The organism is Streptomyces sp. NPDC001549 (genome assembly GCF_042894025.1).
Classification (GTDB): Bacteria; Actinomycetota; Actinomycetes; order Streptomycetales; family Streptomycetaceae; genus Streptomyces; species Streptomyces kutzneri.
In genome coordinates this window covers 513,393-533,573 of sequence record NZ_JBIAVJ010000001.1, presented here as the reverse complement: position 1 = coordinate 533,573, position 20,181 = coordinate 513,393, and the positions used below count along the sequence as shown (strand labels likewise).

General features: G+C 73.9%; 20 protein-coding genes and 1 other RNA gene. 13 read left to right on the top strand and 8 right to left on the bottom strand.

Translation table 11 applies throughout. The annotated features are described in order from the left end of the window. Positions 1-203: 203 nt before the first annotated feature. The 3 genes from ACFY04_RS02495 to ACFY04_RS02485 are packed head-to-tail and all read left to right on the top strand — an operon-like array spanning position 204 to position 3,147. The gene (locus ACFY04_RS02495) at positions 204-1,058 is read left to right on the top strand and encodes a MaoC/PaaZ C-terminal domain-containing protein (protein ID WP_389113833.1); all 855 of its coding nucleotides are present in this window, start codon (positions 204-206) and stop codon (positions 1,056-1,058) included. A 46-nt stretch (positions 1,059-1,104) separates the two neighbouring features. Beyond that, the gene (locus tag ACFY04_RS02490; RefSeq protein ID WP_389113832.1) at positions 1,105-2,181 is read left to right on the top strand and encodes a Zn-dependent alcohol dehydrogenase; all 1,077 of its coding nucleotides are present in this window, start codon (positions 1,105-1,107) and stop codon (positions 2,179-2,181) included. A 24-nt stretch (positions 2,182-2,205) separates the two neighbouring features. Next, positions 2,206-3,147 carry a 3-oxoacyl-ACP reductase gene (locus tag ACFY04_RS02485; RefSeq protein WP_389113831.1) on the top strand — a complete coding sequence of 314 codons (942 nt, stop codon included), beginning with the start codon at positions 2,206-2,208 and terminating at the stop codon, positions 3,145-3,147. Between the two features lie 26 nt (positions 3,148-3,173). On the opposite strand, the gene ACFY04_RS02480 is transcribed toward ACFY04_RS02485, so the two are convergent. Further along, positions 3,174-4,250, bottom strand: a complete 1,077-nt coding sequence (locus ACFY04_RS02480) for a hypothetical protein (protein WP_389113830.1) — start codon at positions 4,248-4,250, stop codon at positions 3,174-3,176. A gap of 426 nt (positions 4,251-4,676) precedes the next feature. On the opposite strand from ACFY04_RS02480, the gene ACFY04_RS02475 reads away from it, so the two are divergent. The 3 genes from ACFY04_RS02475 to ACFY04_RS02465 are packed head-to-tail and all read left to right on the top strand — an operon-like array spanning position 4,677 to position 7,596. After that, on the top strand, positions 4,677-5,537 hold the full coding sequence (locus ACFY04_RS02475; protein WP_389113829.1) for a Nif3-like dinuclear metal center hexameric protein: 861 nt from the start codon (positions 4,677-4,679) through the stop codon (positions 5,535-5,537). Then, positions 5,534-6,277, top strand: coding sequence for a zinc ribbon domain-containing protein (locus tag ACFY04_RS02470; protein ID WP_373039433.1), 744 nt, complete (start codon positions 5,534-5,536; stop codon positions 6,275-6,277). The genes ACFY04_RS02475 and ACFY04_RS02470 overlap by 4 nt, the downstream gene beginning before the upstream one ends. Then, positions 6,277-7,596, top strand: a complete 1,320-nt coding sequence (locus tag ACFY04_RS02465; protein ID WP_389113828.1) for a bifunctional RNase H/acid phosphatase — start codon at positions 6,277-6,279, stop codon at positions 7,594-7,596. Before ACFY04_RS02470 ends, ACFY04_RS02465 begins: the two co-directional genes overlap by 1 nt. 123 nt (positions 7,597-7,719) lie before the next feature. Here the strand turns inward: ACFY04_RS02465 and ACFY04_RS02460 are convergent, their stop codons facing one another. Together ACFY04_RS02460 and rnpB are read right to left on the bottom strand one after the other, a co-directional pair. Beyond that, on the bottom strand, positions 7,720-8,067 hold the full coding sequence (locus tag ACFY04_RS02460; protein ID WP_389113827.1) for a hypothetical protein: 348 nt from the start codon (positions 8,065-8,067) through the stop codon (positions 7,720-7,722). 137 nt (positions 8,068-8,204) lie between these two features. Continuing rightward, an RNA gene (gene rnpB / locus ACFY04_RS02455) (RNase P RNA component class A) lies at positions 8,205-8,606 on the bottom strand. Positions 8,607-8,693: 87 nt separating this feature from the next. Here rnpB and ACFY04_RS02450 point away from each other — a divergent pair. Further along, positions 8,694-9,428: a MerR family transcriptional regulator gene (locus tag ACFY04_RS02450; RefSeq protein WP_389113826.1), complete on the top strand. Its 735-nt coding sequence runs from the start codon at positions 8,694-8,696 to the stop codon at positions 9,426-9,428. Then, a complete protein-coding gene (locus ACFY04_RS02445; RefSeq protein WP_389113825.1) occupies positions 9,425-10,261 on the top strand; it encodes a hypothetical protein in 837 nt (278 codons plus the stop codon). The genes ACFY04_RS02450 and ACFY04_RS02445 overlap by 4 nt, the downstream gene beginning before the upstream one ends. Before the next feature lie 21 nt (positions 10,262-10,282). Here ACFY04_RS02445 and ACFY04_RS02440 read toward each other — a convergent pair whose 3' ends face one another. Next, positions 10,283-11,728, bottom strand: coding sequence for an RNB domain-containing ribonuclease (locus ACFY04_RS02440; protein ID WP_389113824.1), 1,446 nt, complete (start codon positions 11,726-11,728; stop codon positions 10,283-10,285). Positions 11,729-11,840: 112 nt separating this feature from the next. On the opposite strand from ACFY04_RS02440, the gene yaaA reads away from it, so the two are divergent. Then, a complete protein-coding gene (gene yaaA / locus ACFY04_RS02435; protein WP_389113823.1) occupies positions 11,841-12,644 on the top strand; it encodes a peroxide stress protein YaaA in 804 nt (267 codons plus the stop codon). A 120-nt stretch (positions 12,645-12,764) separates the two neighbouring features. On the opposite strand, the gene ACFY04_RS02430 is transcribed toward yaaA, so the two are convergent. Next, entirely contained in the window at positions 12,765-13,514 is a 750-nt protein-coding gene (locus ACFY04_RS02430) for a bifunctional DNA primase/polymerase (RefSeq protein WP_389113822.1), read from the bottom strand. Between the two features lie 170 nt (positions 13,515-13,684). Continuing rightward, a complete protein-coding gene (locus ACFY04_RS02425; protein WP_389113821.1) occupies positions 13,685-14,296 on the bottom strand; it encodes a TetR/AcrR family transcriptional regulator in 612 nt (203 codons plus the stop codon). An 81-nt stretch (positions 14,297-14,377) separates the two neighbouring features. Between ACFY04_RS02425 and ddaH the strand changes: the two genes are divergently transcribed. Beyond that, positions 14,378-15,250, top strand: a complete 873-nt coding sequence (ddaH, locus tag ACFY04_RS02420; RefSeq protein WP_389113820.1) for a dimethylargininase — start codon at positions 14,378-14,380, stop codon at positions 15,248-15,250. Between the two features lie 6 nt (positions 15,251-15,256). On the opposite strand, the gene ACFY04_RS02415 is transcribed toward ddaH, so the two are convergent. Both ACFY04_RS02415 and ACFY04_RS02410 read right to left on the bottom strand, forming a co-directional pair. Beyond that, positions 15,257-16,255 (bottom strand): small ribosomal subunit Rsm22 family protein, encoded by a 999-nt coding sequence (locus ACFY04_RS02415; protein WP_389113819.1) that lies wholly within the window; start codon positions 16,253-16,255, stop codon positions 15,257-15,259. A 122-nt stretch (positions 16,256-16,377) separates the two neighbouring features. Further along, positions 16,378-17,727: a Bcr/CflA family multidrug efflux MFS transporter gene (locus tag ACFY04_RS02410; RefSeq protein WP_389113818.1), complete on the bottom strand. Its 1,350-nt coding sequence runs from the start codon at positions 17,725-17,727 to the stop codon at positions 16,378-16,380. Positions 17,728-17,835: 108 nt separating this feature from the next. On the opposite strand from ACFY04_RS02410, the gene ACFY04_RS02405 reads away from it, so the two are divergent. The 3 genes from ACFY04_RS02405 to ACFY04_RS02395 all read left to right on the top strand — a co-directional run bounded on the left by ACFY04_RS02405 (position 17,836) and on the right by ACFY04_RS02395 (position 20,163). Next, complete coding sequence (locus ACFY04_RS02405) at positions 17,836-18,597, top strand: SDR family oxidoreductase (RefSeq protein ID WP_389113817.1); 762 nt, start codon at positions 17,836-17,838, stop codon at positions 18,595-18,597. A gap of 65 nt (positions 18,598-18,662) precedes the next feature. Next, entirely contained in the window at positions 18,663-19,526 is an 864-nt protein-coding gene (locus ACFY04_RS02400) for a PhzF family phenazine biosynthesis protein (protein WP_389113816.1), read from the top strand. A gap of 73 nt (positions 19,527-19,599) precedes the next feature. Next, a complete protein-coding gene (locus ACFY04_RS02395) occupies positions 19,600-20,163 on the top strand; it encodes a GNAT family N-acetyltransferase (protein ID WP_389113815.1) in 564 nt (187 codons plus the stop codon). Positions 20,164-20,181: the final 18 nt, after the last annotated feature.

Below are 20,181 nucleotides of genomic sequence, written 5' to 3'. Positions count from 1 at the left end.
CGCCCCGCACGCAGCGGATCTGACGTGAAGTCAAGAGTCTTCCCAAGTGTGGGGGCGTGCGTTATACATTCCCTCACCGGCCGGGCCTAGAACGCGTTCTAGAACCGGCCCCCGCATACGACCTCGGTGCGGCCGACGGTGCGGACGGCCGCACCGAGGTCTTCCACGGCCCCGGTTCTCCAACGACAGGGAGCAGCATCCCCATGCCGATCGATGCCGCCAAGGCCCTCGCCGCCGACCCCCGCCTGGGGGACATCGGCTGGGACCACAAGGACATCCAGCTGTACCACCTCGGCCTCGGCGCGGGCCGGCCGGCCACCGACCCGGACGAGCTGCGCTACACCCTCGAATCCAAGCTCCACGTCCTGCCCAGCTTCGCGACCGTCGCCGGCGCCGGCATGGCCATGCTGGGCGGCCTCGCCGCACCCGGGATCGACGTCAACCTCGCCGCCGTCCTGCACGGCGGCCACTCCATCGAGCTGCACCGGCCCATCCCCGTCAAGGGGCAGGCCACCTCCCGCTCGAAGGTCGCCGCCGTCTACGACAAGGGCAAGGCGGCCGTGATCGTGCTGCGCTCGGAGGTCGCGGACGCCGACGGGCCGCTGTGGACGAGCGACGCGCAGATCTTCGTACGCGGGGAGGGCGGCTTCGGCGGTGAGCGCGGGCCCTCGGCCAAGGAGGAGCTCCCCGGGCGCGCGCCCGACCGTACCGAGGAGCGGCACATCCGCGAGGACCAGGCGCTCCTCTACCGCCTCTCCGGCGACTGGAACCCGCTGCACGCCGACCCCGAGTTCGCCAAGACGGCCGGCTTCGACCAGCCGATCCTGCACGGCCTGTGCTCGTACGGGATGACCCTCAAGGCCGTCGTCGACACGGCCCTGGGCGGGGACGTCTCCCGGGTCCGGGCCTACCGCACGCGCTTCGCCGGGATCGTCTTCCCGGGCGAGACGCTGCGCATCCGGATGTGGCAGGAGCCCGGCCGGGTCCTGGTGTCGGTGACCGCCGCCGAACGGGACGACGCGCCGGTCCTCGCCGACACCGTCGTCGAACACGCGTAACCACGAGGACGAGCACAAGACCGTACGAGACCCAAGGAGCCGCACCGTGCGCGCAGCACTGCAGAGCGAGATCGGCCAGGACAAGCTCGAGGTCGTCGACGACATGGAGGCCGTCGGCCTCGGCCCCGGCAAGGTGAAGATCCGGATCAAGGCCACCGGCCTGTGTCACTCGGACCTCTCCGCGATGAGCGGCGTCCTGCCGCAGCCCGCCCCCTTCATCCCGGGCCACGAGGGCTCCGGGGTGATCTCCGACGTCGGTGACGGGGTGACCACCCTCAAGCAGGGCGACCGGGTCCTCGTCTGCTGGCTGCCGCCGTGCGGCCACTGTCCGTCCTGCAAGCGCGGCCAGGGCCACCTGTGCCTGGCGAGCCTGGTCAACGCGGGCACCCCCAACTTCCGCCGCGCGGGCGGCGACATCTTCGGCTTCGCCGCGACCGGCACCTTCGCCGAGGAGCTCGTGGTCGATGCCGCGTGCGCCGTCCCGATCCCCGACGACGTGCCCTTCGACATCGCCGCGCTCATCGGCTGCGGCGTCACCACCGGCCTCGGCGCCGCCATCAACACCGCCAAGGTGGAGGCCGGATCCTCGGTGGCCGTCATCGGCTGCGGCGGCGTCGGCATCTCCGTCATCCAGGGCGCCAAGGTCCAGGGCGCGGCCCAGATCATCGCCGTCGACCCGGTGGAGTCGCGGCGCGAGGCGGCCCTGCGGTTCGGGGCCACCGAGGCCGTGGGGCCGGAGGCCTTCGACGACGCCAAGAACCGGATCACCGGCGGCGAGGGCTTCGACTACGTCTTCGAGGTCGTCGGGAAGTCCGCCACCGCGCAGACCGCGTACAAGATGACCCGCCGCGGCGGCAGCGTGGTGATCGTCGGCGCGGGCGCGCTGGACGACAACTTCCAGATCGACATGTTCTCGCTCTTCTTCGACGAGAAGAAGATCCTGCCGTCGATGTACGGCGGCGGGGACGTGCTCCGCTCCTACGAGCGCACCATCGCGCTGTGGCGGGCCGGCCGGGTGGACCTGGCGACCCTGATCACGCACCGGGTGCAGCTCGCCGAGATCAACGACGCGCTCGACCAGATGCGTACGGGTGTCGCCCTGCGCACCTGCATCGAACTCTGACCCGCTCTGAGAGGAACGCTACGGATGTCACTCCCACTTGAGGGGCTCTCCGCCATCGTGACGGGTGCGGGCCGCGGGCTCGGCCGGGCCGAGGCGATCGAGCTCGCGCGGCTCGGCGCGAGCGTGGTCGTCAACGACTTCGGCCAGCCGGGCCGGGACGGCTCCGGGGAGGCCTCGGCCGCCCCGGCGGAGGAGGTCGCCGCCGAGATCCGCGCCGCGGGCGGCCGGGCGGTGGCGCACCTGGGCGACGTGGCCGACTTCGAGCAGGCGCGGGAACTGGTCGAGCTGGCGGTGGCCGGCTTCGGGAAGCTGGACATCCTGGTCAACAACGCGGGCATCCTGCGCGACCGGATGGTCTTCTCGATGTCGGAGGAGGAGTGGGACTCGGTGATCCGGGTCCACCTCAAGGGCCACTTCAACACCACCCACTTCGCGTCCGTGCACTGGCGCGAGCGCTCGAAGGCGGCGGGCGGCCCGGTCTACGGCCGGATCGTCAACACCTCCTCCGAGGCCTTCCTCGGCGGCTCGGCCGGCCAGCCGAACTACGCGGCGGCCAAGGGCGGCATCGTGGGCCTGACCACCTCGACCGCGCTCGCGCTCGCGAAGTACGGGGTGACGGCCAACGCCATCTGCCCGCGCGCCCGGACCCGGATGACCGAGGACGTCTTCGCCGGCTTCGAGGTACCGGAGGAGGGCAAGCTGGACGCCCTCGCCCCCGAGCACGTCGCACCGCTCGTCGGGTACCTGGCCTCGCCCGCCTCCGCCAAGGCCAACGGCCAGCTGTTCGTCGTGCACGGCGGCATCGTGGTCGTCATGGAGCGCCCGAAGGTGGCCGCCAAGTTCGACACGGCCAAGGAGTCCTTCTCCTACGAGGAGCTCGACGAGCTCCTGACCCCGCACTACGCGGCCCGGCCGGCGAACGAGACCTTCGCCGCGACCGAGGTACTGGGCCTCAAGCACGCCTAGGCGGCGACTGCCCCCGCCCCCCGTTCCTATCGCCCGGCCAGCGGTGCCTGCTGGAGGGGGACCGGGCGGGGGGCGGCCGCCGTGGGCGGATCCAGGACCACCGGCGGGGGAGGGGAGGCCGGCAGGTTCAGGCCGACGATCCCGCAGGGCACCTCGGGCGTCGCGTACGGGAGGTGCAGTCGGCCTTGCGGGCTCCACAGACCGGTCCCGCCGAGCCAGCCCGCCGGGGCGCCGAGCCGCAAGACGTGCCGGTCGGAGGGGCGCCACAGGCCGATGCCGCCCTCGGGCAGCCGCAGCGCCACCCCGCAGGTCTCCGGCATCAGGGCCTGGCCGGGCTGGACCGCGAACGGGCGGGCGTCCCCCAGGCGGGCCAGGCATTCCGGGAAGCGGAGGGGCAGGGAGCTGCCCAGCACCCCCCAGCCGAGGCGCGGTTCGCCCGGTGCGTCGGAGCGGATCAGCAGCAGACCGCTGTCCGGGTCGGCCAGCAGCAGCCGGTCGTCGCTGTCCTCGGTGATCTGCAGCAGCGGGGACACCTCGGTGCGCCCCAGGTCCACGGCGACGGCCTTGGTGGTGCCGTCCAGCTCGCGGTCCAGGGCCAGCAGCCGGCCCGCCCGGTCCAGCCAGACGCCGCCCGAGCACCGCCCCGGGATCCGGGCGACGGGCCGCGGGCCCGACGGGCCCCCGGCCACCTGCCAGACCGTGCTCACGGTGTCCTCCGCGGCCAGGGCGAAGGCACCGGAGCCGTCCGGATTCGGCGGGAGCAGGCGAACCCGTACGCCCTCCCGCACGTCCATCCCGCCCAGCTGGAGCTCCCCGGTGCTCGGCCCGGCCTCGGCTCCCGTCGGGTAGAGCAGCGCGAAGGCGTGCCGCTCCGCCACCCGCCGGTGGATGAGCACCCGTCCGTCGGCCAGCGGCAGCACCTCGCTGGCCGCCTCCTCGGGCTGCGCGAGCGGCAGCGGTACCGCGTACGGCTCGGGCCCGGCGAGGGTCCAGCGCTCCGCGTAGAGAGCGTCGCCCTCCCCGGCCAGCCGGGCGGCGTACGACCCGTCCGCGGCGATGCTGAACGCGGCCGTGGTCGTCATTTCGATGGCACAGACAGTCATCCGTGGTCACCTCCGGGGGGAAGCTAATGACCGGGCTTCCCGGCGAACAACACCACCACCACCGCTTCACACATACGGGTGTCCGCTCGGCGATTCGCGCGTGGTGGACGAGGCGGTTGTGCTGCGCGGCCTCCGAGCCGGGACGCTCCGCTGTCGGAAGGGGCGGCGGCCGTCAGGTCTTCGGCGACCCGGGAGCCCTCCCGGGGCCCGGGGCCCGGGCCCCGGCCGAGGAGGTACGGGGACCGGACGTGGCGCCCGGGCGGGCCGCGCGGTGCGCGGCGGTCCCCGCGGCTCCGCGGTCACGTGCCGGGGCCGGGGGACAGGTGCAGGCGGGAATCTTCCGGTTTGTCCGCCCCGGAAGGGAAGGGCCCCGACCGGCAGGGCTGGCCTGACCGGGACGGTCGCCCCGGACGGTAGCCTTGGCCCGTGCCCCGTCTCTCTGAAGTCATCGCCGCGCTGGACGCTCTCTGGCCCCCCTCGCGGGCCGAGCAGTGGGATGCCGTCGGAACCGTCTGCGGCGACCCGGACGCCGAGGTCACCCGGGTCCTGTTCGCCGTGGACCCCGTCCAGGACATCGCCGACGAGGCGGTCAAGCTGGGCGCCGACCTGATCATCACCCACCACCCCCTCTACCTGCGGGGCACCACCACCGTCGAGGCCGGCACCTTCAAGGGCCGCGTCGTGCACACGCTGATCAAGAACGACATCGCGCTGCACGTCGCCCACACCAACGCCGACACCGCCGATCCGGGGGTCTCCGACGCCCTCGCCGGCGCCCTCGGCCTGCGGATCACCGGCCCGCTGGTGCCCGACCCGAGCGACCCGGACGGCCGCCGGGGCCTCGGCCGGATCTGCGAACTGGACCACCCCGAGACCCTGCGCGAGTTCGCCGCCCGCGCCGCGGCCTGGCTGCCGCCGACCGCCCAGGGCATCCGCGTGGCCGGCGACCCGGACGCGCCGGTCCGCCGTGTCGCCGTCAGCGGCGGCTCCGGCGACAGCCTCTTCGAGCAGGTCCGCGCCGCCGGTGTGGACGTCTTCCTGACCGCCGACCTGCGCCACCACCCGGTGTCCGAGGCCCGCGAGACGAGCCGCCCGCTCGCCCTCGTCGACGCCGCCCACTGGGCCACCGAGTGGCCCTGGTGCGAGCAGGCCGCCGCGCAGCTCGACGCGATCTCCGAGCGCCACGGCTGGGGTCTGCGGACCCACGTCTCGCGCACGGTCACCGACCCGTGGACGGCCCACGCGCCGTCCGTCACACCCCCTTCTATCTCTGGAGCCCCCAACTGAACGCCGAGCCCGCCGACCAGATCCGACTTCTCGACGTCCAGGCGCTGGACGTCCGGCTGTCTCAGCTCGCCCACAAGCGCAAGTCGCTGCCCGAGCACGCCGAGCTCGACTCGCTCACCAAGGACCTGGCGCAGCAGCGCGACCTGCTCGTCGCCGCCCAGACCCAGGCGAGCGACACCGCGCGCGAGCAGACCAAGGCGGAGCAGGACGTGGACCAGGTGCGCCAGCGCGCCGTCCGCGACCAGCAGCGGCTCGACTCGGGCGTGGGCATCTCGGCCCGGGACCTGGCGAACCTGCAGAGCGAGGTCGTCTCCCTCGCCAAGCGCCAGGGCGACCTGGAGGACGTGGTCCTGGAGGTCATGGAGCGTCTGGAGGGTGCGCAGGAGCGCGTCACCGGGCTGACCGAGCGCGTCTCGGCCCTGGAGGCCAAGGCCGCGGACGCCACCGCGCGCCGTGACGCGGCGACCTCCGAGATCGACGCCGAGGTCGCGAAGGTCACCAAGGACCGCGAGGTCATCGTCACGTCCATGCCCGCCGACCTGATGGCGCTGTACGAGAAGATCCGCGTCAAGCAGGGCGGGGTCGGCGCCGCGCGCCTCTACCAGCGCCGCTGCGAGGGCTGCCGGCTGGAGCTCGACATGGCCGAGGTCAACGAGATCAAGGCCGCGGCCCGCGACCAGGTCGTACGTCACGAGAACTGCGGCCGCATCCTGGTCCGTACGGCCGACTCGGGCATCTGATGCCGCAGTTTGTCGTGGAGGCGGACGGCGGGTCCCGGGGCAACCCGGGGCCGGCCGGCTACGGCGCGGTGGTGCTCGACCCGGCGACGGGCGAGACGCTGGCCGAGCGTGCCGAGTACATCGGCATCGCGACGAACAACGTGGCCGAGTACAAGGGCCTGATCGCCGGGCTCGCGGCGGCCCGTGAGCTCGCCTCCGACGCGCAGGTCCTGGTCCGGATGGACTCGAAGCTGGTCGTCGAGCAGATGTCGGGCCGCTGGAAGATCAAGCACCCGGACATGAAGCCGCTCGCGGCCGAGGCCGCGCGGATCCTGCCGCGCGCGCAGGTGACGTACGAGTGGATCCCGCGCGAGCAGAACAAGCACGCGGACCGGCTCGCGAACGAGGCGATGGACGCGGGCAAGCGCGGCAAGCAGTGGGAGCCTTCGGCGTCCACGGCCGCCCTCGACCACGGCGCGGCGCGCGCCCTGGCCACCCCGCCGGCGCCGGCGGGCCCGCCGGGGGACGCGACGAAGGGAGCCGCGGCCGTCCGCGCCGCCCTGGTCTCCGCCTCCGGAGCCTCGGCCACGTCGGCCCAGGAGCTCGCCGACACGCTGTTCGCCGACGCCGAGGCCCTGGCGGACGCGATCGAGCCCTGCCTCGACGCCGATGCCCCGGCGGTCGCCGCGGGCAGCCACGGCTGGGGCCCGGACATGGGGGCGCCGGCCACCTTCGTGCTGCTGCGGCACGGCGAGACCGCCCTCACCCCGCAGAAGCGCTTCTCGGGCAGCGGCGGCAGCGACCCCGAACTGTCCCCGGCCGGCCGCCGGCAGGCCGCCGCCGTGGCCGAGGCGCTCGCCGCCCGCGGCACCATCCAGACGGTCATCAGCTCCCCGCTGCGCCGCTGCCGTGAGACCGCCCAGGCGGTCGCGGACCGCCTCGGCCTCACCGTGACGGTCGAAGAGGGCCTGCGCGAGGTGGACTTCGGGGTATGGGAGGGCCTGACCTTCGCCGAGGTGCAGCAGCGCTTCCCGGACGACCTCCAGGCCTGGCTGGACTCCCCGAAGGCGGCCCCCACGGGCGGCGGTGAGAGCTTCATGTCCGCCACCCGCCGGATCTCGGCCACCCGCGACCGCCTGCTGTCCGCCCACGCGGGCCGCACGGTCCTGCTGGTCACCCACGTGACCCCGGTCAAGATCCTGGTCCGGCTGGCCCTGGGCGCCCCGCCGGAAGCCCTGTTCCGCATGGAACTCTCGGCGGCCTCCCTGTCGGCGGTGGCCTACTACGCGGACGGCAACGCCTCGGTCCGCCTCCTGAACGACACGTCCCACCTGCGGTAGACCCCCGCTCGGGGAAGGCCCTCGCCGACGGCGGCCCGTCGGCGGCGGCCCGTCGGCGGCGGCCCGTCGGCGGGGGCGGGCCGGCGGGGGCGGGCCGTCACCGCGTCTGCACCCGTGCCCCCGTCAGGGCGCGGGCTTGAAGGGGTCGAGGGCCTTCATGGCCCGGTCGAGGGCGCGGACCATGTTCTGTGCCTCGGCCTGGGCGGACTGGACGGCGCCGCGCGCCTGCCGTGCGTACGGGCGGTCCCGCTCCCCGTCCGGCGCGGCCCAGTCCCCGGCGTCCCGCCGACCGATGTGGACCTCCAGCTGGCGCAAGGCGTCTTCGAGATGGCGGGCGAGTTCGCGCAGGCTCCCGGTCACGGCAGCGATTTCGGCGGGATCCGCGTAGGCGTTGCGGGGGTCGGTGGTCGCTTCGGCGAGTTCGCGTACGTGCGCGGCGGCCGAGGCCGCGCGGGCAGGGTGATCGGTCATGTGGCTGAGCGTCCCGCATCGGCCGGACCGCGGAAAGGCGTGTGCACCGACTGCCGGGATCCGGTGGCCGGGCCGCCGCCGAGCGGGGCCGGGGCGGGGAGCCGTGGCGCCGCTGCCCCGAACGGGAGGGGAAGCGGCAGACGAGCCGGCCTGTACGCCGGGTTCTGTCGCCCGGTGACCTCGCGGTCGCCGGGGAGACGGCCATCCATCTAGGACCGGTGTTGCCACCGGCCTCGTGCGGTCTACCCGCGAACTCGGGCGGGCAGCCCTCGAACGTTCGCGCAGACCCGTCCGGGGACGGATCCTCTTGACCTTGCTCCGGGTGGGGTTTACCTAGCCGCCTGAGTCACCTCAGGCGCTGGTGGTCTCTTACACCACCGTTTCACCCTTACCGAGGGCCGAAGCCCCTGGCGGTCTGTTTTCTGTGGCACTGTCCCGCGGGTCACCCCGGGTGGGCGTTACCCACCACCCTGCCCTGTGGAGCCCGGACGTTCCTCGGCGGGATCCTGAGACCCCGACGCGGCCGCCCGGCCGACTCGTCTGCCGTGGCGACCATGTTACCCGGGGCGACGGCCGCACTTGACCTCGCTTGACCTTGACGCAGCGGCAGGGTTTCTACTGGGGGCATGCGGATCGGAGAGATCGCCGCGGTCGTCGGGGTCACCACCCGGGCGATCCGGCACTACCACCATGTCGGGCTGCTCCCGGAACCGGAGCGGCGCCCCAACGGCTACCGGGCCTACAGCCTCCGTGATGCCGTCCTGCTGGCCCGCGTACGCCGGCTCACCGAGCTCGGGCTCAGCCTCGACGAGGTGCGGGACGTCCTCGCGGACGACGCCGGGCGCGAACTCGCCGACGTCCTCACGGAACTCGACGCCGACCTCGCCCGGCAGGAGGCCGAGATCCAGGAGCGGCGCCGCCGTCTCGCCGTGCTGCTCGCCGCCGGGCCGGGGGAGGCCGAGCCGCTCTCGCCCGGGCTCGCCGCGCTGCTGGCGAAGGCGCCGCGGACCGACTCGCCGGCCGCCGCGAAGGACCGCGAACACCTGGCCCTCCTCGACGCGACGGGCGCGGGCGGCCAGGAGATGTACGCCGCGCTCGGGCCGCTGGCCGGCGATCCCGCCGTGCTCGCGCTGTACGTGCGCCTCGACGAGCTCGCCGACGCGCCCGTGGACGACCCGCGGATCCCGCCCCTGGCGGCGGAGCTGGTGGCGGCCGTCCCCGACGAGGTGTTCGCCGCGATCCCCGCCGACGGGGTGGTCGTGACCGGGTTCAAGGAGGCGCTGCTCGCCGAGTACGCGCCCGCGCAGGCCGAAGTCGTCCGCCTCGTCATGGAGGCGTTCATCGAGAGGGGGCGGGGATGACCCGCATACGGGCGGCGCGGATCGCCGTCACCGCCGTCGTCCCGGCGGAGCTGGCGCTCGTGGTGTGCCTGGCGGCCGGGGTGCGCCTGCCCGGGTGGGCGCTCGCCGCCACCGAGGCGCTCCTCGCCGGCGTGCTGCTGCTGGAGGCGTGGGTGCTGCACGGCCTCTACGCCGCCGAGCGCGCCCGCGGCGCCGGCCGGCGGGCCGCCGTCCGGACGGCGGTCCGGGCCGTGGTCCCGGTGCGGGTGCGGCGGCTGGTGCGGCACGAGCTGCGCGCCATCGCCTCCCTCGGCCGGTGGGCCGTGCGCGGGAAGCACGGGGTGCGCCCCGGAGACCTCGCCGCCGCGTACACCGGACCGCAGACGGCCATGATGTACGGGATGCTCTTCGTGTCGGTGATCGAGACCGTCGGCCTGGCCGTGCTCATCCCCTGGCCGACGGTGCACCGGGTGGTGCTGGTGCTGGACGTGTACGGAATCCTGCTCGTCCTCGCCCTGCACGCCGCGTGCGTCACCCGGCCGCACGTGGTCCGCCCCGACGGGTCCCTGCGGATCCGCTACGGGGCCCTGTTCGACCTGGCCGTACCGGCGGACGCGGTGGCCTCGGTACGCGTGGACCGGCGCTACCCCGAGGGCCGGCTCGTCACGCTGTCCGAGGACGGGGTGCTCGACCTCGTCGTCGGCAGCCAGACCACCGTCACCCTGGAACTGAACCGGCCGCTCCCCTTCACCCGGCCGCTCGGAGCCACCGGCGAGGCCCGGACCGTCCGCTTCCACGCCGACGACCCCCGCGCCCTGGTCACCGCCCTGTGCCGGCAGCCCGCCACTTCCTAGTGCTGTGACCGGGCCACAGCACTAGCCGGGCACGTCGAAGAGGATCTTCGACGTGCCCGGGTCGGCCTCCGTCAGCCGGACCCGGATCCGGTCGCCCAGGGGCAGGTCCAGCGTGGTGGACCGGACGCGGCCGACCACCGCCGGATCCTCCAGGTGGACCGTGCCCGCCAGCGGCTCCCCGTCCTTGACGTCGATGACCGTGGCCTCGAAGGTCTCCCCGACCCGGTCCTTCAGCACGGCGGCCTCGACCAGGTCCACGGACTCCCGCTCCACCGTGTTCGCCAGCCGGCTGCCCTCCGCCATCTCGTCCGGGAGCGCGGGAAGGGCCGCCAGTGCCCACGGCGGCGGTTCGGTCCCGGCCACCGCCGCCAGGCACAGCTCGCCGGCGTACCGGTCGACGAGGCGGCGCAGCGGCGCCGTGCAGTGCGTGTACGGGGCCGCCACCGCGGAATGGATCGCCGGGTCGGGGCTGTCGCCGCCGGTGAAGGCCGTGTAGCCCGCGCCGCGCAGCAGCGCCGTGCACTCCTGGAGGAAGGCGGCGTGGGCGGGCCGGTGCGGGTCGAGGGAGCGCACCAGTTCGGCGTACGGCACGTGGTGCGGCCAGTCGATCCGCAGGGCCTTCGCCGTCCGCCGGAGCCGGCCGACCGCGCCGTCGGGGGCGCTGGGCAGCGTACGCAGGATGCCCGTGCCGGTGGCCAGCATCAGATCGGCCGCGGCCATGCCGGTCATCAGGGAGATCTGCGCGTTCCAGCCGTCGGCGGGCAGCGGGGCGCGGTAGGCCAGGGAGTACGTGCCGTCGCGCTCGACGACCTCCTGCTCGGGCACATTGAGGGAGATGCCGCCGCGCGCCTGTTCCAGGGCCTCGCGAAGCCGGCCGACGTCCTTGAGGAGGGCGAGCGGCTCCTCCGCCGTTCCGGTGTCGATGGCCTTCTGGACGCCGTCGTAGTCGAGCCGGGCCCGGCTGCGGACCAGCGCGCGGCGGACGTCGACGGTCTCGACCCGGCCGTCGGGGTCCAGGTCGAAGCGCCACACCAGGGCCGGGCGGACCTGGTCGGGCAGCAGGCTGGCGGCGCCCTCCGAGAGGACGGGCGGGTGCAGCGGGACCTTGCCGTCGGGGAAGTAGAGGGTGGTCACGCGGCGGTGGGCCTCGGCGTCGAGCGCGCCGCCGGGAGCGACGAAGGAGGCGACGTCGGCGATGGCGTAGTGGACGCGGTAACCGCCGCCGGAGCGCTTCGCCAGGTGCATGGCCTGGTCGAGGTCGACGGAGGCCGGCGGGTCGATCGTGAAGAAGGGGATGTCCGTACTGTCCAGGTCCGGGAGGCGGGGGTGCGCCGCCGCGTGCTCGGCCTCGGCGAGGACCGCCGCCGGGAAGGCCTCGGGCACCTCCAGCTTCGTCCGCAGTTCACGCAGCGCGGCCCGCAGAGCAGCCCCGTCTGCGCCGGTCATGTGCATCTGACGGCGTGGCATGCGTCGAGCCTAGGTCTGGCCGGCGCGGACGGCGCGGCGAGCGGGGGCGGAGGACGTCTACCCTGGCTCGGGGGCCGCACCCCCTGCGACGTCGTACCGAAGGAGAACCACCGTGCTCGTGCTGCTGCCGCCGTCCGAAGGAAAGGCCGCCGGCGGCTCCGGCGCACCCCTGAAGCCGGAGGCGCTGTCGCTGCCCGGTCTGACCCCGGCCCGTGCGGCGGTGCTGGAGGAGCTGGTCGAGCTGTGCGCGGCGGACGAGATGAAGGCGCGCGAGGTGCTGGGCCTGAGCGAGGGCCTGCGCGGCGAGGTCGCCAAGAACGCGGAGCTGCGTACGGCGGGGGCCCGTCCGGCGGGCGAGATCTACACGGGCGTGCTCTACGACGCGCTGGGCCTGGCCGATCTGCCCGCGGCGGCGCGGGCGTCGGCCGAGGACGCGCTGCTCGTCTTCTCGGGGTTGTGGGGTGCGGTGCGGGTCACCGACGCGATCCCCTCGTACCGCTGCTCGATGGGGGTGAAGCTGCCCGGGCTGGGCGCGCTGGGCGCGTACTGGCGGGGGCCGATGGCGGAGGTCATGCCGGAGGCGGCGGGGGACGGGCTGGTGCTGGACCTGCGGTCGGCGGCGTACGGGGCCGCGTGGAAGCCGAAGGGTGAGGTGGCGGGGCGGACCGCGACCGTCCGGGTGCTGCACTCGCAGCGGGTGGACGGGGTGGAGAAGCGGTCGGTGGTGAGCCACTTCAACAAGGCGACGAAGGGGCGGCTGGTACGGGACCTGCTGCTGGCCGGGGCGGCTCCGGCTTCGCCCGCCGAGCTGGTCACGGCCCTGCGGGACCTGGGCTACGTGGTCGAGGCCGAGCCCGCCGCGAAGCCGGGCAAGGCCTGGTCCCTCGATGTGGTGGTCACGCAGATCCACCACTGAGCCGGGCGCGGCGCCGTCGCCGGGGGCTCTGCCCCCGGACCCCCGCGCCTCAAACGCCGGCGGGGCTGAAACATGCAGCCCCGTCGGCGTTTGAGGCGCGGGTCCGGGCGGAGCCCGGGCTTAGTGGCCCAGGGGCCAGGCCACCGTGGCCGGGGTGCGGTCAGCGGCGCCCGCGTAGGTGGCGCAGGCGTCCGTCAGGGTTTCCAGGAGGGTGAGCGGGTCCGGGAGGGGGTGTTCCATGCCGCGGATCCAGGTCACCGCCTGGTCACCGGGCAGGGCCGCCGGCGGGACCAGGACGTAGCTGCCGCGGCAGTGCCAGCGCAGGCCCGGGTGTTCGTCCATCGTCTCGGGGTGGCAGTCCAGTACGCACGGCCACCACTCGTCCTCGTCCTCGGGGGTGCCGCGGGTGGCGGTGAAGAAGAGCATCCGGGCCTGCTCGCCGGTGCCGCCCGACTCGGCGACGGGGCCGACCTCGATCCCGGCCTCCAGCAGTCGGGCGAGGGCTGCGGTGCCGGCCTCCAGCGGGACGTCGAGAACGTCGTGGACCATGCCGGTCGCGGTGATGAAGTTGGCCTGGGGCTGGTTGCGCGCCCAGCGTTCGACCTGTGCGCGGTCGGTGGTCGACTGGGTCTGCCAGGCGAAGGAGATGGGGTGCCGTGCGGGCGTCGGACAGCCGATCCGGTCGCACGAACACCGGTAACCGGCGGGATGGGCGGCGGGGGCGAGCGGCAGGCCCGCGGCGGCGACGGCCAGGAGGAGCGCCTCGCGCTCCGCTCCGGGGTCCTCGGCGGTGGGTTTCTGCCGCCGGCGCAGCCACTGGGAAATCCTGCTCTGCTCGCCGCGTTTGACGCGGCCGGACTCAGACCCCATCTATCCCCTCACCTCACCGTATCCCCGGCGGACCAACCCATGGTCCCACCATCCTGAGCCCCGGGTGACCGCTCTTGACGACCGGGGGGTTGGAGATGCGCGACCGGAAACCCCCACATAACCATAGAATCAGGCCAAATGTTCTCGGCCGGTCTTCGATTCCCTGCCCGCTATCGGGCGGTGACGTTGGCCACCCCGCCCAGCACCCGGTCCACGAGCGCGTCGGTGTACGCGTGCGTCAGGGGCGCGGTGCGCATCAGCCAGCGGTAGGTGAGCGGTCCGACGAGCATCTCGACCGTGAGGCGCAGGTCCGTGTCCGGCGCGAGCTGGCCGGCCTCCCGGGCCGTGTGCAGCCGGGCCTCGTACAGGGCGAGCTGGGGCTCCAGCAGCCGCTCGGTGAAGCGGGCGCCGAGCTCGGGGTCGGTGGCCCCGGCCGCCGTCAGGGCGCGCGCGGGAGCCTCGTACTTCTCGTCGTTGAACTCGTCGACCGTCGCCCGCAGTACGTGCTTCAGGTCGGCCGCGAGATCCCCGGTGTCCGGGAAGCCGGTCCACCCGGCGTCCGTCTCCGCGTCCCCGGCGAGGGCCAGGGAGGCGTCGAGGAGGACGGCGGCCTTCGACGGCCACCAGCGGTAGATGGTCTGCTTGCCGACGCCCGCGCGGGCGGCGATGGCCTCGATGGTCAGCTTGTTGTAGCCGACCTCCCCGACGAGGGCGAGCGCGGCGTCGAGGATGGCGCGCCGGGAGCGGTCGCTGCGGCGGGTGGCGTCAGGGGTCTTGGGCATGGCCCGAAACTATCAAAGCGAGACGTCTCGTCTTTCCGCAGGTTTGCGTAAACCACCCAATCAGTTCACTGTGCTGTCCAGGTGGAGGAGAGACGATTCTCTCCAGCACTCGTCCCGAGTCGTGAAAGTCGTGAGGAGCCTTCTTTGCGCAGAGACGCCACACCCCGGCGCTACCTGATGTGCCCACCCGCACACTTCAAGGTCACGTACTCCATCAATCCGTGGATGGACCCCACGAAACCGGTGGACCTGCCCCTCGCACTGGCCCAGTGGGAAGACCTGAGGGACCGCTACCGCTCCCTCGGGCACATCGTCGAGACCCTCGAACCCGACCCCGCGCTGCCCGACATGGTCTTCGCGGCGAACGGGGCCCTCGTCGTCGACGGCCGGGTCCTCGGGGCCCGGTTCGCCTACCCGGAACGGTCCGCCGAGGCCGAGATCCACCTCGACTGGTTCCGTTCCCACGGCTACCCGGACATCCACGAGCCCTCCCACGTCAACGAGGGTGAGGGGGACTTCGCGGTCACCGCCCGCTACATCCTGGCCGGCCGGGGCTTCCGCTCCAGTCCGCTCTCGCACGACGAGGCCCAGGAGTTCTTCGGCCGCCCGGTCATCGGCCTCGACCTGGTGGACCCGCGCTACTACCACCTGGACACGGCGCTCAGCGTCCTCGACGGCGACGAGATCATGTACTACCCGGACGCCTTCTCGCCCGGCAGCCAGGCGGTGCTCAGGCGGCTCTTCCCGGACGCCCTGATCGCCGACGGCAAGGACGCGGCCGCCCTCGGCCTGAACGCGGTCTCCGACGGCCTGCACGTCCTGCTCCCGCAGGCGGCGACCGGACTCCTGGAGCCGCTGCGGGACCGGGGGTTCGAGCCGGTCCCGATGGATCTGGGCGAGCTGCTCAAGGGCGGCGGCAGCGTGAAGTGCTGCACCCAGGAGCTGCGGCCTTAGGGCCCGCTACGGTGCCGGGGGCCAGGCCTGGCCCCAGTCGGCGTCCCGGGCCGCCTTGTAGAGGTCGCCGTGGCGCTTGGTCACATTGACCCGGGTCAGGCCCGCTTCCTCGGGGCCGCACAGCTCCAGCAGGACGAGCCCCTTCCGGATCTGCGGCTTCCGCGTGATCCGGGAGGCGGCCGGCTCCGCCGGGAAGCGGGTCGCGGCGACGTAGCTGAACTTCTCGTCCTCGTACGGGAGCGAGCCGCCCTTGACCTGCCGGTGCAGGGAGGACCGGCTGACCCGCGCCGAGAAGTGGCACCAGTCCTTGCCGACCTCGATCGGACAGGTCCCGTCGTGCGGGCACGGGGCGGCGATCCGCAGCCCGGCCTCGATCAGCTGGTCACGGGCCTCGCGGATGCGCAGGTACCCCTCCGGCGTGCCCGGCTCGATCAGCACCACGGCCTGGCCGGCCCGCGCCGCCTCGGCGACGACGGCCGTGCGCGCCTGCGGGGTCAGCTCGCCGAGTACGTACGACACGGTCACCAGGTCGGCCTCGGGGAGGCTCAGCCCCGAGCCGATGACGGCCCGCCGCCACGCGGCCCCGCGCAGCACCTCGGAGGTCGAGGCGGCCGCCAGTTCCCGGCCGAGGGCCAGGGCCGGCTCCGCCCAGTCCAGCACCGTGGTCTCCCGCGGGCCGTCCCAGGTGGCGTCCACCGCCCAGGTCGCGGCGCCCGTGCCGCCGCCCACGTCCACGTGCGAGCCCGGCGCCCAGTCGGGTGCCGCCTCGGCCAGCCCGTCGAGGGCGCTCCGGACGGCCTCGAAGGTGGCGGGCATCCGGTACGCCGCGTACGCCGCCACGTCGGAGCGGTCACGCAGTACGGGCGCGTCGGTCGGGGTCTGTCCCCGGTAGCTGGCGATGAGCCGCTCGACGGCGGCCGCGGCCTGCTTCGGCGGGAGCCCGTCGAGCAGCCCGCCGAGCGTGCGGCGGAGGGTGTCGGCGGAGGTGGGGGCGGAGGCGTTCACCTGCGAAGTTTATGCCGCCGATCCGGGTCGGGGCCGCCGGTCCCGGGCGGGGCCGGCTGGTCGGGTGCGGCCGCCGGACCGGTGCGGCTCAAGGATCGGGGCTCCGCCCCGGACCCCGCGCCTCAAACGCCGGCGGGGCTGGAGTCGTCGGCGGGGTCGGCCAGGTCGGCGGAGGCGGATCGGCTCTGCCACGGGCGGCACAGGCCGGAGAAGGCGCTCAGGGCGAGCAGTGCGCACACCAGCTGGACCAGCGCCATCGGTACCGCCGTGTCCTCGCCCGCGATCCCCACCAGCGGCGAGGCGATCGCGCCGATCAGGAACGAGGAGGTGCCGAGGAGCGCGGAGGCCGATCCGGCCGCGTGCGGGGTCCGCATCAGGGCCTGCGCGTTGGTGTTCGGCAGCACCACGCCCATCGCCGACATCAGGACGAACAGGGCGGCGGCGATCGGGGTCAGCCCGACCTCCCCGAACACTCCGGTCGACATCAGCAGCAGGGCCACCGTGGCGGCCAGGACGACCGTGAGCCCGACGGCCAGGACCTTGTCCAGGCTGACCCGGCCCACCAGCAGCTTGCCGTTGATCTGGCCGACGAGGATCAGGCCGACCGAGTTGAGCCCGAACAGCAGGGCGAAGGCCTGGGGCGAGGCCCCGTAGATCTCCTGCACCACGAAGGGCGAGGCGGATATGTAGGAGAAGAGCGCGGCGAAGGCGAAGCCGCCGGTCAGGGTGTAGCCCGCGAAGACGCGGTCGCCGAGCAGCCCCCGCATGGTCCGCAGGGCGGAGCCGACACCGCCGGTGTGCCGCCGCTCGGGCGGCAGGGTCTCGCCGAGGCCGCGCCAGACCATCAGGGTGAGCACCGCGCCCACGACGGTGAGGACGACGAAGACCCCGCGCCAGTCGGCGAAGCGCAGCACCTGGCCGCCGATGAGCGGGGCGATGATCGGGGCGGCCCCGGATATGAGCATCAGGGTGGAGAAGAAGCGCGCCATCTCGTCCCCGTCGTACAGGTCGCGTACGACGGCCCGGGCGATGACGATCGCGGCGGCGCCGGCCAGGCCCTGGAGCAGCCGGAAGGAGATCAGCAGCTGGGTGGTCGGGGCGAGCGCGCAGATCGCGGTGGCCAGGACGTAGACGACCATGCCGATGAGGAGGGGCCGGCGGCGGCCCCACTTGTCGCTCATCGGGCCGATGACGAGCTGGCCCAGGGCCATGCCGGCGAGGCAGGCCGTGAGGGTGAGCTGGATGGTCGCGGCAGGGCTGTTCAGGGCGTCGGTGACCTGCGGCAGGGCCGGCAGGTACATGTCCATGGACAGCGGGGGGAGGGCGGTGAGCCCGCCGAGTATGAAGGTGACGAGAAGGCCCGTGCGGCGGGCGGCCGTCAGGGGCGTCGTGGCGGTGGGGGGAGTGGGGGCAGAGGGCGATGCGGGCGACGAGTCGTGCGAGGCGGCCGTCGCGGGGCCTCTCTCCGACATGCGGAACTCCAGTCTTCTCATCTGATCTACGCACCCCTGACCGACCCATGCTCTCAGCAATCGGAACGTCCGGGGAACGGGGCGCCGTGTGACGTACCCTGCGGCCCCATGGACGAAAGTACGAAGAAGATCGCCCTGGTGACCGGAGCCGGCTCCGGGATCGGCCGCTCCGTGGCGCTGACCCTGGCCGCCGCGGGCTGGGCCGTGGCCGTGGCGGGCCGCCGCACCGAACCGCTGGAGGAGACCGCCCAGGCCGCCGGGGAGGGCGCGGACGTGCTGTGCGTACGGGCGGACGTGAGCGACCCGGACGACGTGACTGCTCTGTTCGAGTCGGTCCGGGCCCGGTACGGGCGCCTCGACCTGCTCTTCAACAACGCGGGCACCTTCGGACCGGGCGGGGTCCCGCTGGAGGACCTCACCTACGAGGCCTGGCGCTCGGTCGTCGACGTCAACCTCACCGGCTCCTTCCTGTGCGCGCAGGCCGCCTTCCGGCAGATGAAGCGGCAGGACCCGCAGGGCGGCCGCATCATCAACAACGGCTCCATCTCGGCGCACGTGCCGCGCCCCCACTCCATCGCCTACACCGCGACCAAGCACGCGATGACCGGACTGACCAAGTCCCTGTCGCTGGACGGGCGGCCGTACCGGATCGCCTGCGGCCAGATCGACATCGGCAACGCGGCGACCGAGATGACCGAGCGGATGCGGACCGGCATCCTCCAGGCCAACGGGCGGCTGGCCGTCGAGCCGGTGATGGACGCCGCCGACGTGGCCCGCACGGTCCTGCACATGGCGGAGCTCCCGTTGGAGGCGAACGTGCAGTTCGCGACGGTGATGGCGACCTCCATGCCGTACATCGGCCGCGGCTGACCCACGCGGGATCCGGTGCCGCAATCGCATTGCCAGCCCGCGGGGACGCGGACGATCATGGCCGCATGACCGACACCGAGGTACTGCGCTACACCGCCTTCTCCCACGACCCGGACGGCGGCAACCCCGCCGGGGTCGTGCTCGACGCCGCCGGACTGGACGAGCGCGCCATGCTGGAGATCGCCGCCGGGCTGGGCTACAGCGAGACGGCCTTCCTGACCGCCCCGCCCGAGGGGTTCGGCGGTGCGGAGGGCCGGTCCTTCACCGTGCGCTACTTCAGCCCCAAGGCGGAGGTCCCCTTCTGCGGGCACGCCACCGTGGCCACGGCCGTCGCGCTGGGGGAGCGGATCGGGCCGGGCGAGCTCCTCCTCGCCACCCGGGCGGGGACCGTACCGGTGTCCGTCACCTCGGAGGACGGGCAGCTGCGGGCCACGCTCACCAGCGTCGAGCCGCACACCGAGGAGATCGGCGCGGCGGACCTCGCCGAGGCACTGGCCGCGCTGGACTGGCCCGAGGCCGACCTGGACCCGGCGTTCCCGCCCGCGATCGCCTATGCCGGTGCCCGGCACCTGGTGCTCGGCGCCGCCACGCGGGCCCGGCTCGCGGACCTGGACTACGACTTCGCCCGGCTGGAGGCCCTGATGCGCCGTCTGGACCTCACCACGGTCCAGCTGGTGCACCGGGCCGGACCGGCGGAGTTCCACGTACGCGACCCCTTCCCGGTGGGCGGCGTGGTCGAGGACCCCGCCACGGGAGCCGCCGCGGCCGCCTTCGGGGCGTACGCCCGCGAGCGCGGCCTGGTCCCGGCGGACGCCGTGCTCACCCTCCACCAGGGAACGGACATGGGCCGCCCCGGGGTGCTCACGGTGGAACTGCGCGCCGGTGACCCCCGGGTCAGGGTGGGCGGCGAGGGCGTCCGCATCCCGTGAGCGAAACCATCGGCCCGGATCCCCGGGGTTCCGCCCCGGACCCCGCCCCTCAAACGCCGGAAGGGATGGATTCGTGAGGGTGATCGGATGCGCCGAGGCGGACCTGCCTGCAGGGCTGGCGCGGCAGGTCGCGGAGCTGGAGGACGCGGCCTGGCCGGGGGCCGAGCCCGGGCACGACCCGGCCCTGGCCCCGCGGGCCCTGCTCCTGCTGGCCGCGGACGGCACCGTGGCCGCCTCGCTGGCACTGCTGTTCAAGGAGATCCGGCTCGCGGGGCGGACCTACCGGGCGGCCGGGCTGAGCGCGGTCGTGACCCGGCCCACGCTGCGCGGCCGGGGCCGCGGGGCGCGGCTGGTGGCGGAGGCCCGCGCCGAGCTGGCGGCCGACCCGGCCGTGGACCTGGCGCTGTTCAGCTGCGACCGGCCCCTGGCGGCCTTCTACGAGGCGGCCGGCTTCGAAGTGCTGCCCGGCACGGTCCTGGTGGGCGGGACCCCCGAGGATCCCCTGGCCACCGACGACCCCGGCTTCGACAAGGTGGTGCTCGCGGCCTTCTTCACGGACGACCCGGGCCGGGACCGCGCCGCCTTCACGGGCGTCCGCGTCCCGCTCCACCCCGGAAACACCGACAGGCTGTGGTGACGGGCCCGAGGGCCCCTC

Bases quoted from the DNA above. Each gene is read 5' to 3' on its own strand.
- ACFY04_RS02495 (WP_389113833.1), top strand. From the start codon at position 204: ATGCCGATCGATGCCGCCAAGGCCCTCGCCGCCGACCCCCGCCTGGGG.
- ACFY04_RS02485 (WP_389113831.1), top strand. From the start codon at position 2,206: ATGTCACTCCCACTTGAGGGGCTCTCCGCCATCGTGACGGGTGCGGGC.
- ACFY04_RS02480 (WP_389113830.1), bottom strand. From the start codon at position 4,250: ATGACTGTCTGTGCCATCGAAATGACGACCACGGCCGCGTTCAGCATC.
- ACFY04_RS02465 (WP_389113828.1), top strand. From the start codon at position 6,277: ATGCCGCAGTTTGTCGTGGAGGCGGACGGCGGGTCCCGGGGCAACCCG.
- ACFY04_RS02460 (WP_389113827.1), bottom strand. From the start codon at position 8,067: ATGACCGATCACCCTGCCCGCGCGGCCTCGGCCGCCGCGCACGTACGC.
- ACFY04_RS02450 (WP_389113826.1), top strand. From the start codon at position 8,694: ATGCGGATCGGAGAGATCGCCGCGGTCGTCGGGGTCACCACCCGGGCG.
- ACFY04_RS02445 (WP_389113825.1), top strand. From the start codon at position 9,425: ATGACCCGCATACGGGCGGCGCGGATCGCCGTCACCGCCGTCGTCCCG.
- ACFY04_RS02440 (WP_389113824.1), bottom strand. From the start codon at position 11,728: ATGCCACGCCGTCAGATGCACATGACCGGCGCAGACGGGGCTGCTCTG.
- ACFY04_RS02430 (WP_389113822.1), bottom strand. From the start codon at position 13,514: ATGGGGTCTGAGTCCGGCCGCGTCAAACGCGGCGAGCAGAGCAGGATT.
- ACFY04_RS02425 (WP_389113821.1), bottom strand. From the start codon at position 14,296: ATGCCCAAGACCCCTGACGCCACCCGCCGCAGCGACCGCTCCCGGCGC.
- ACFY04_RS02410 (WP_389113818.1), bottom strand. From the start codon at position 17,727: ATGTCGGAGAGAGGCCCCGCGACGGCCGCCTCGCACGACTCGTCGCCC.
- ACFY04_RS02405 (WP_389113817.1), top strand. From the start codon at position 17,836: ATGGACGAAAGTACGAAGAAGATCGCCCTGGTGACCGGAGCCGGCTCC.
- ACFY04_RS02400 (WP_389113816.1), top strand. From the start codon at position 18,663: ATGACCGACACCGAGGTACTGCGCTACACCGCCTTCTCCCACGACCCG.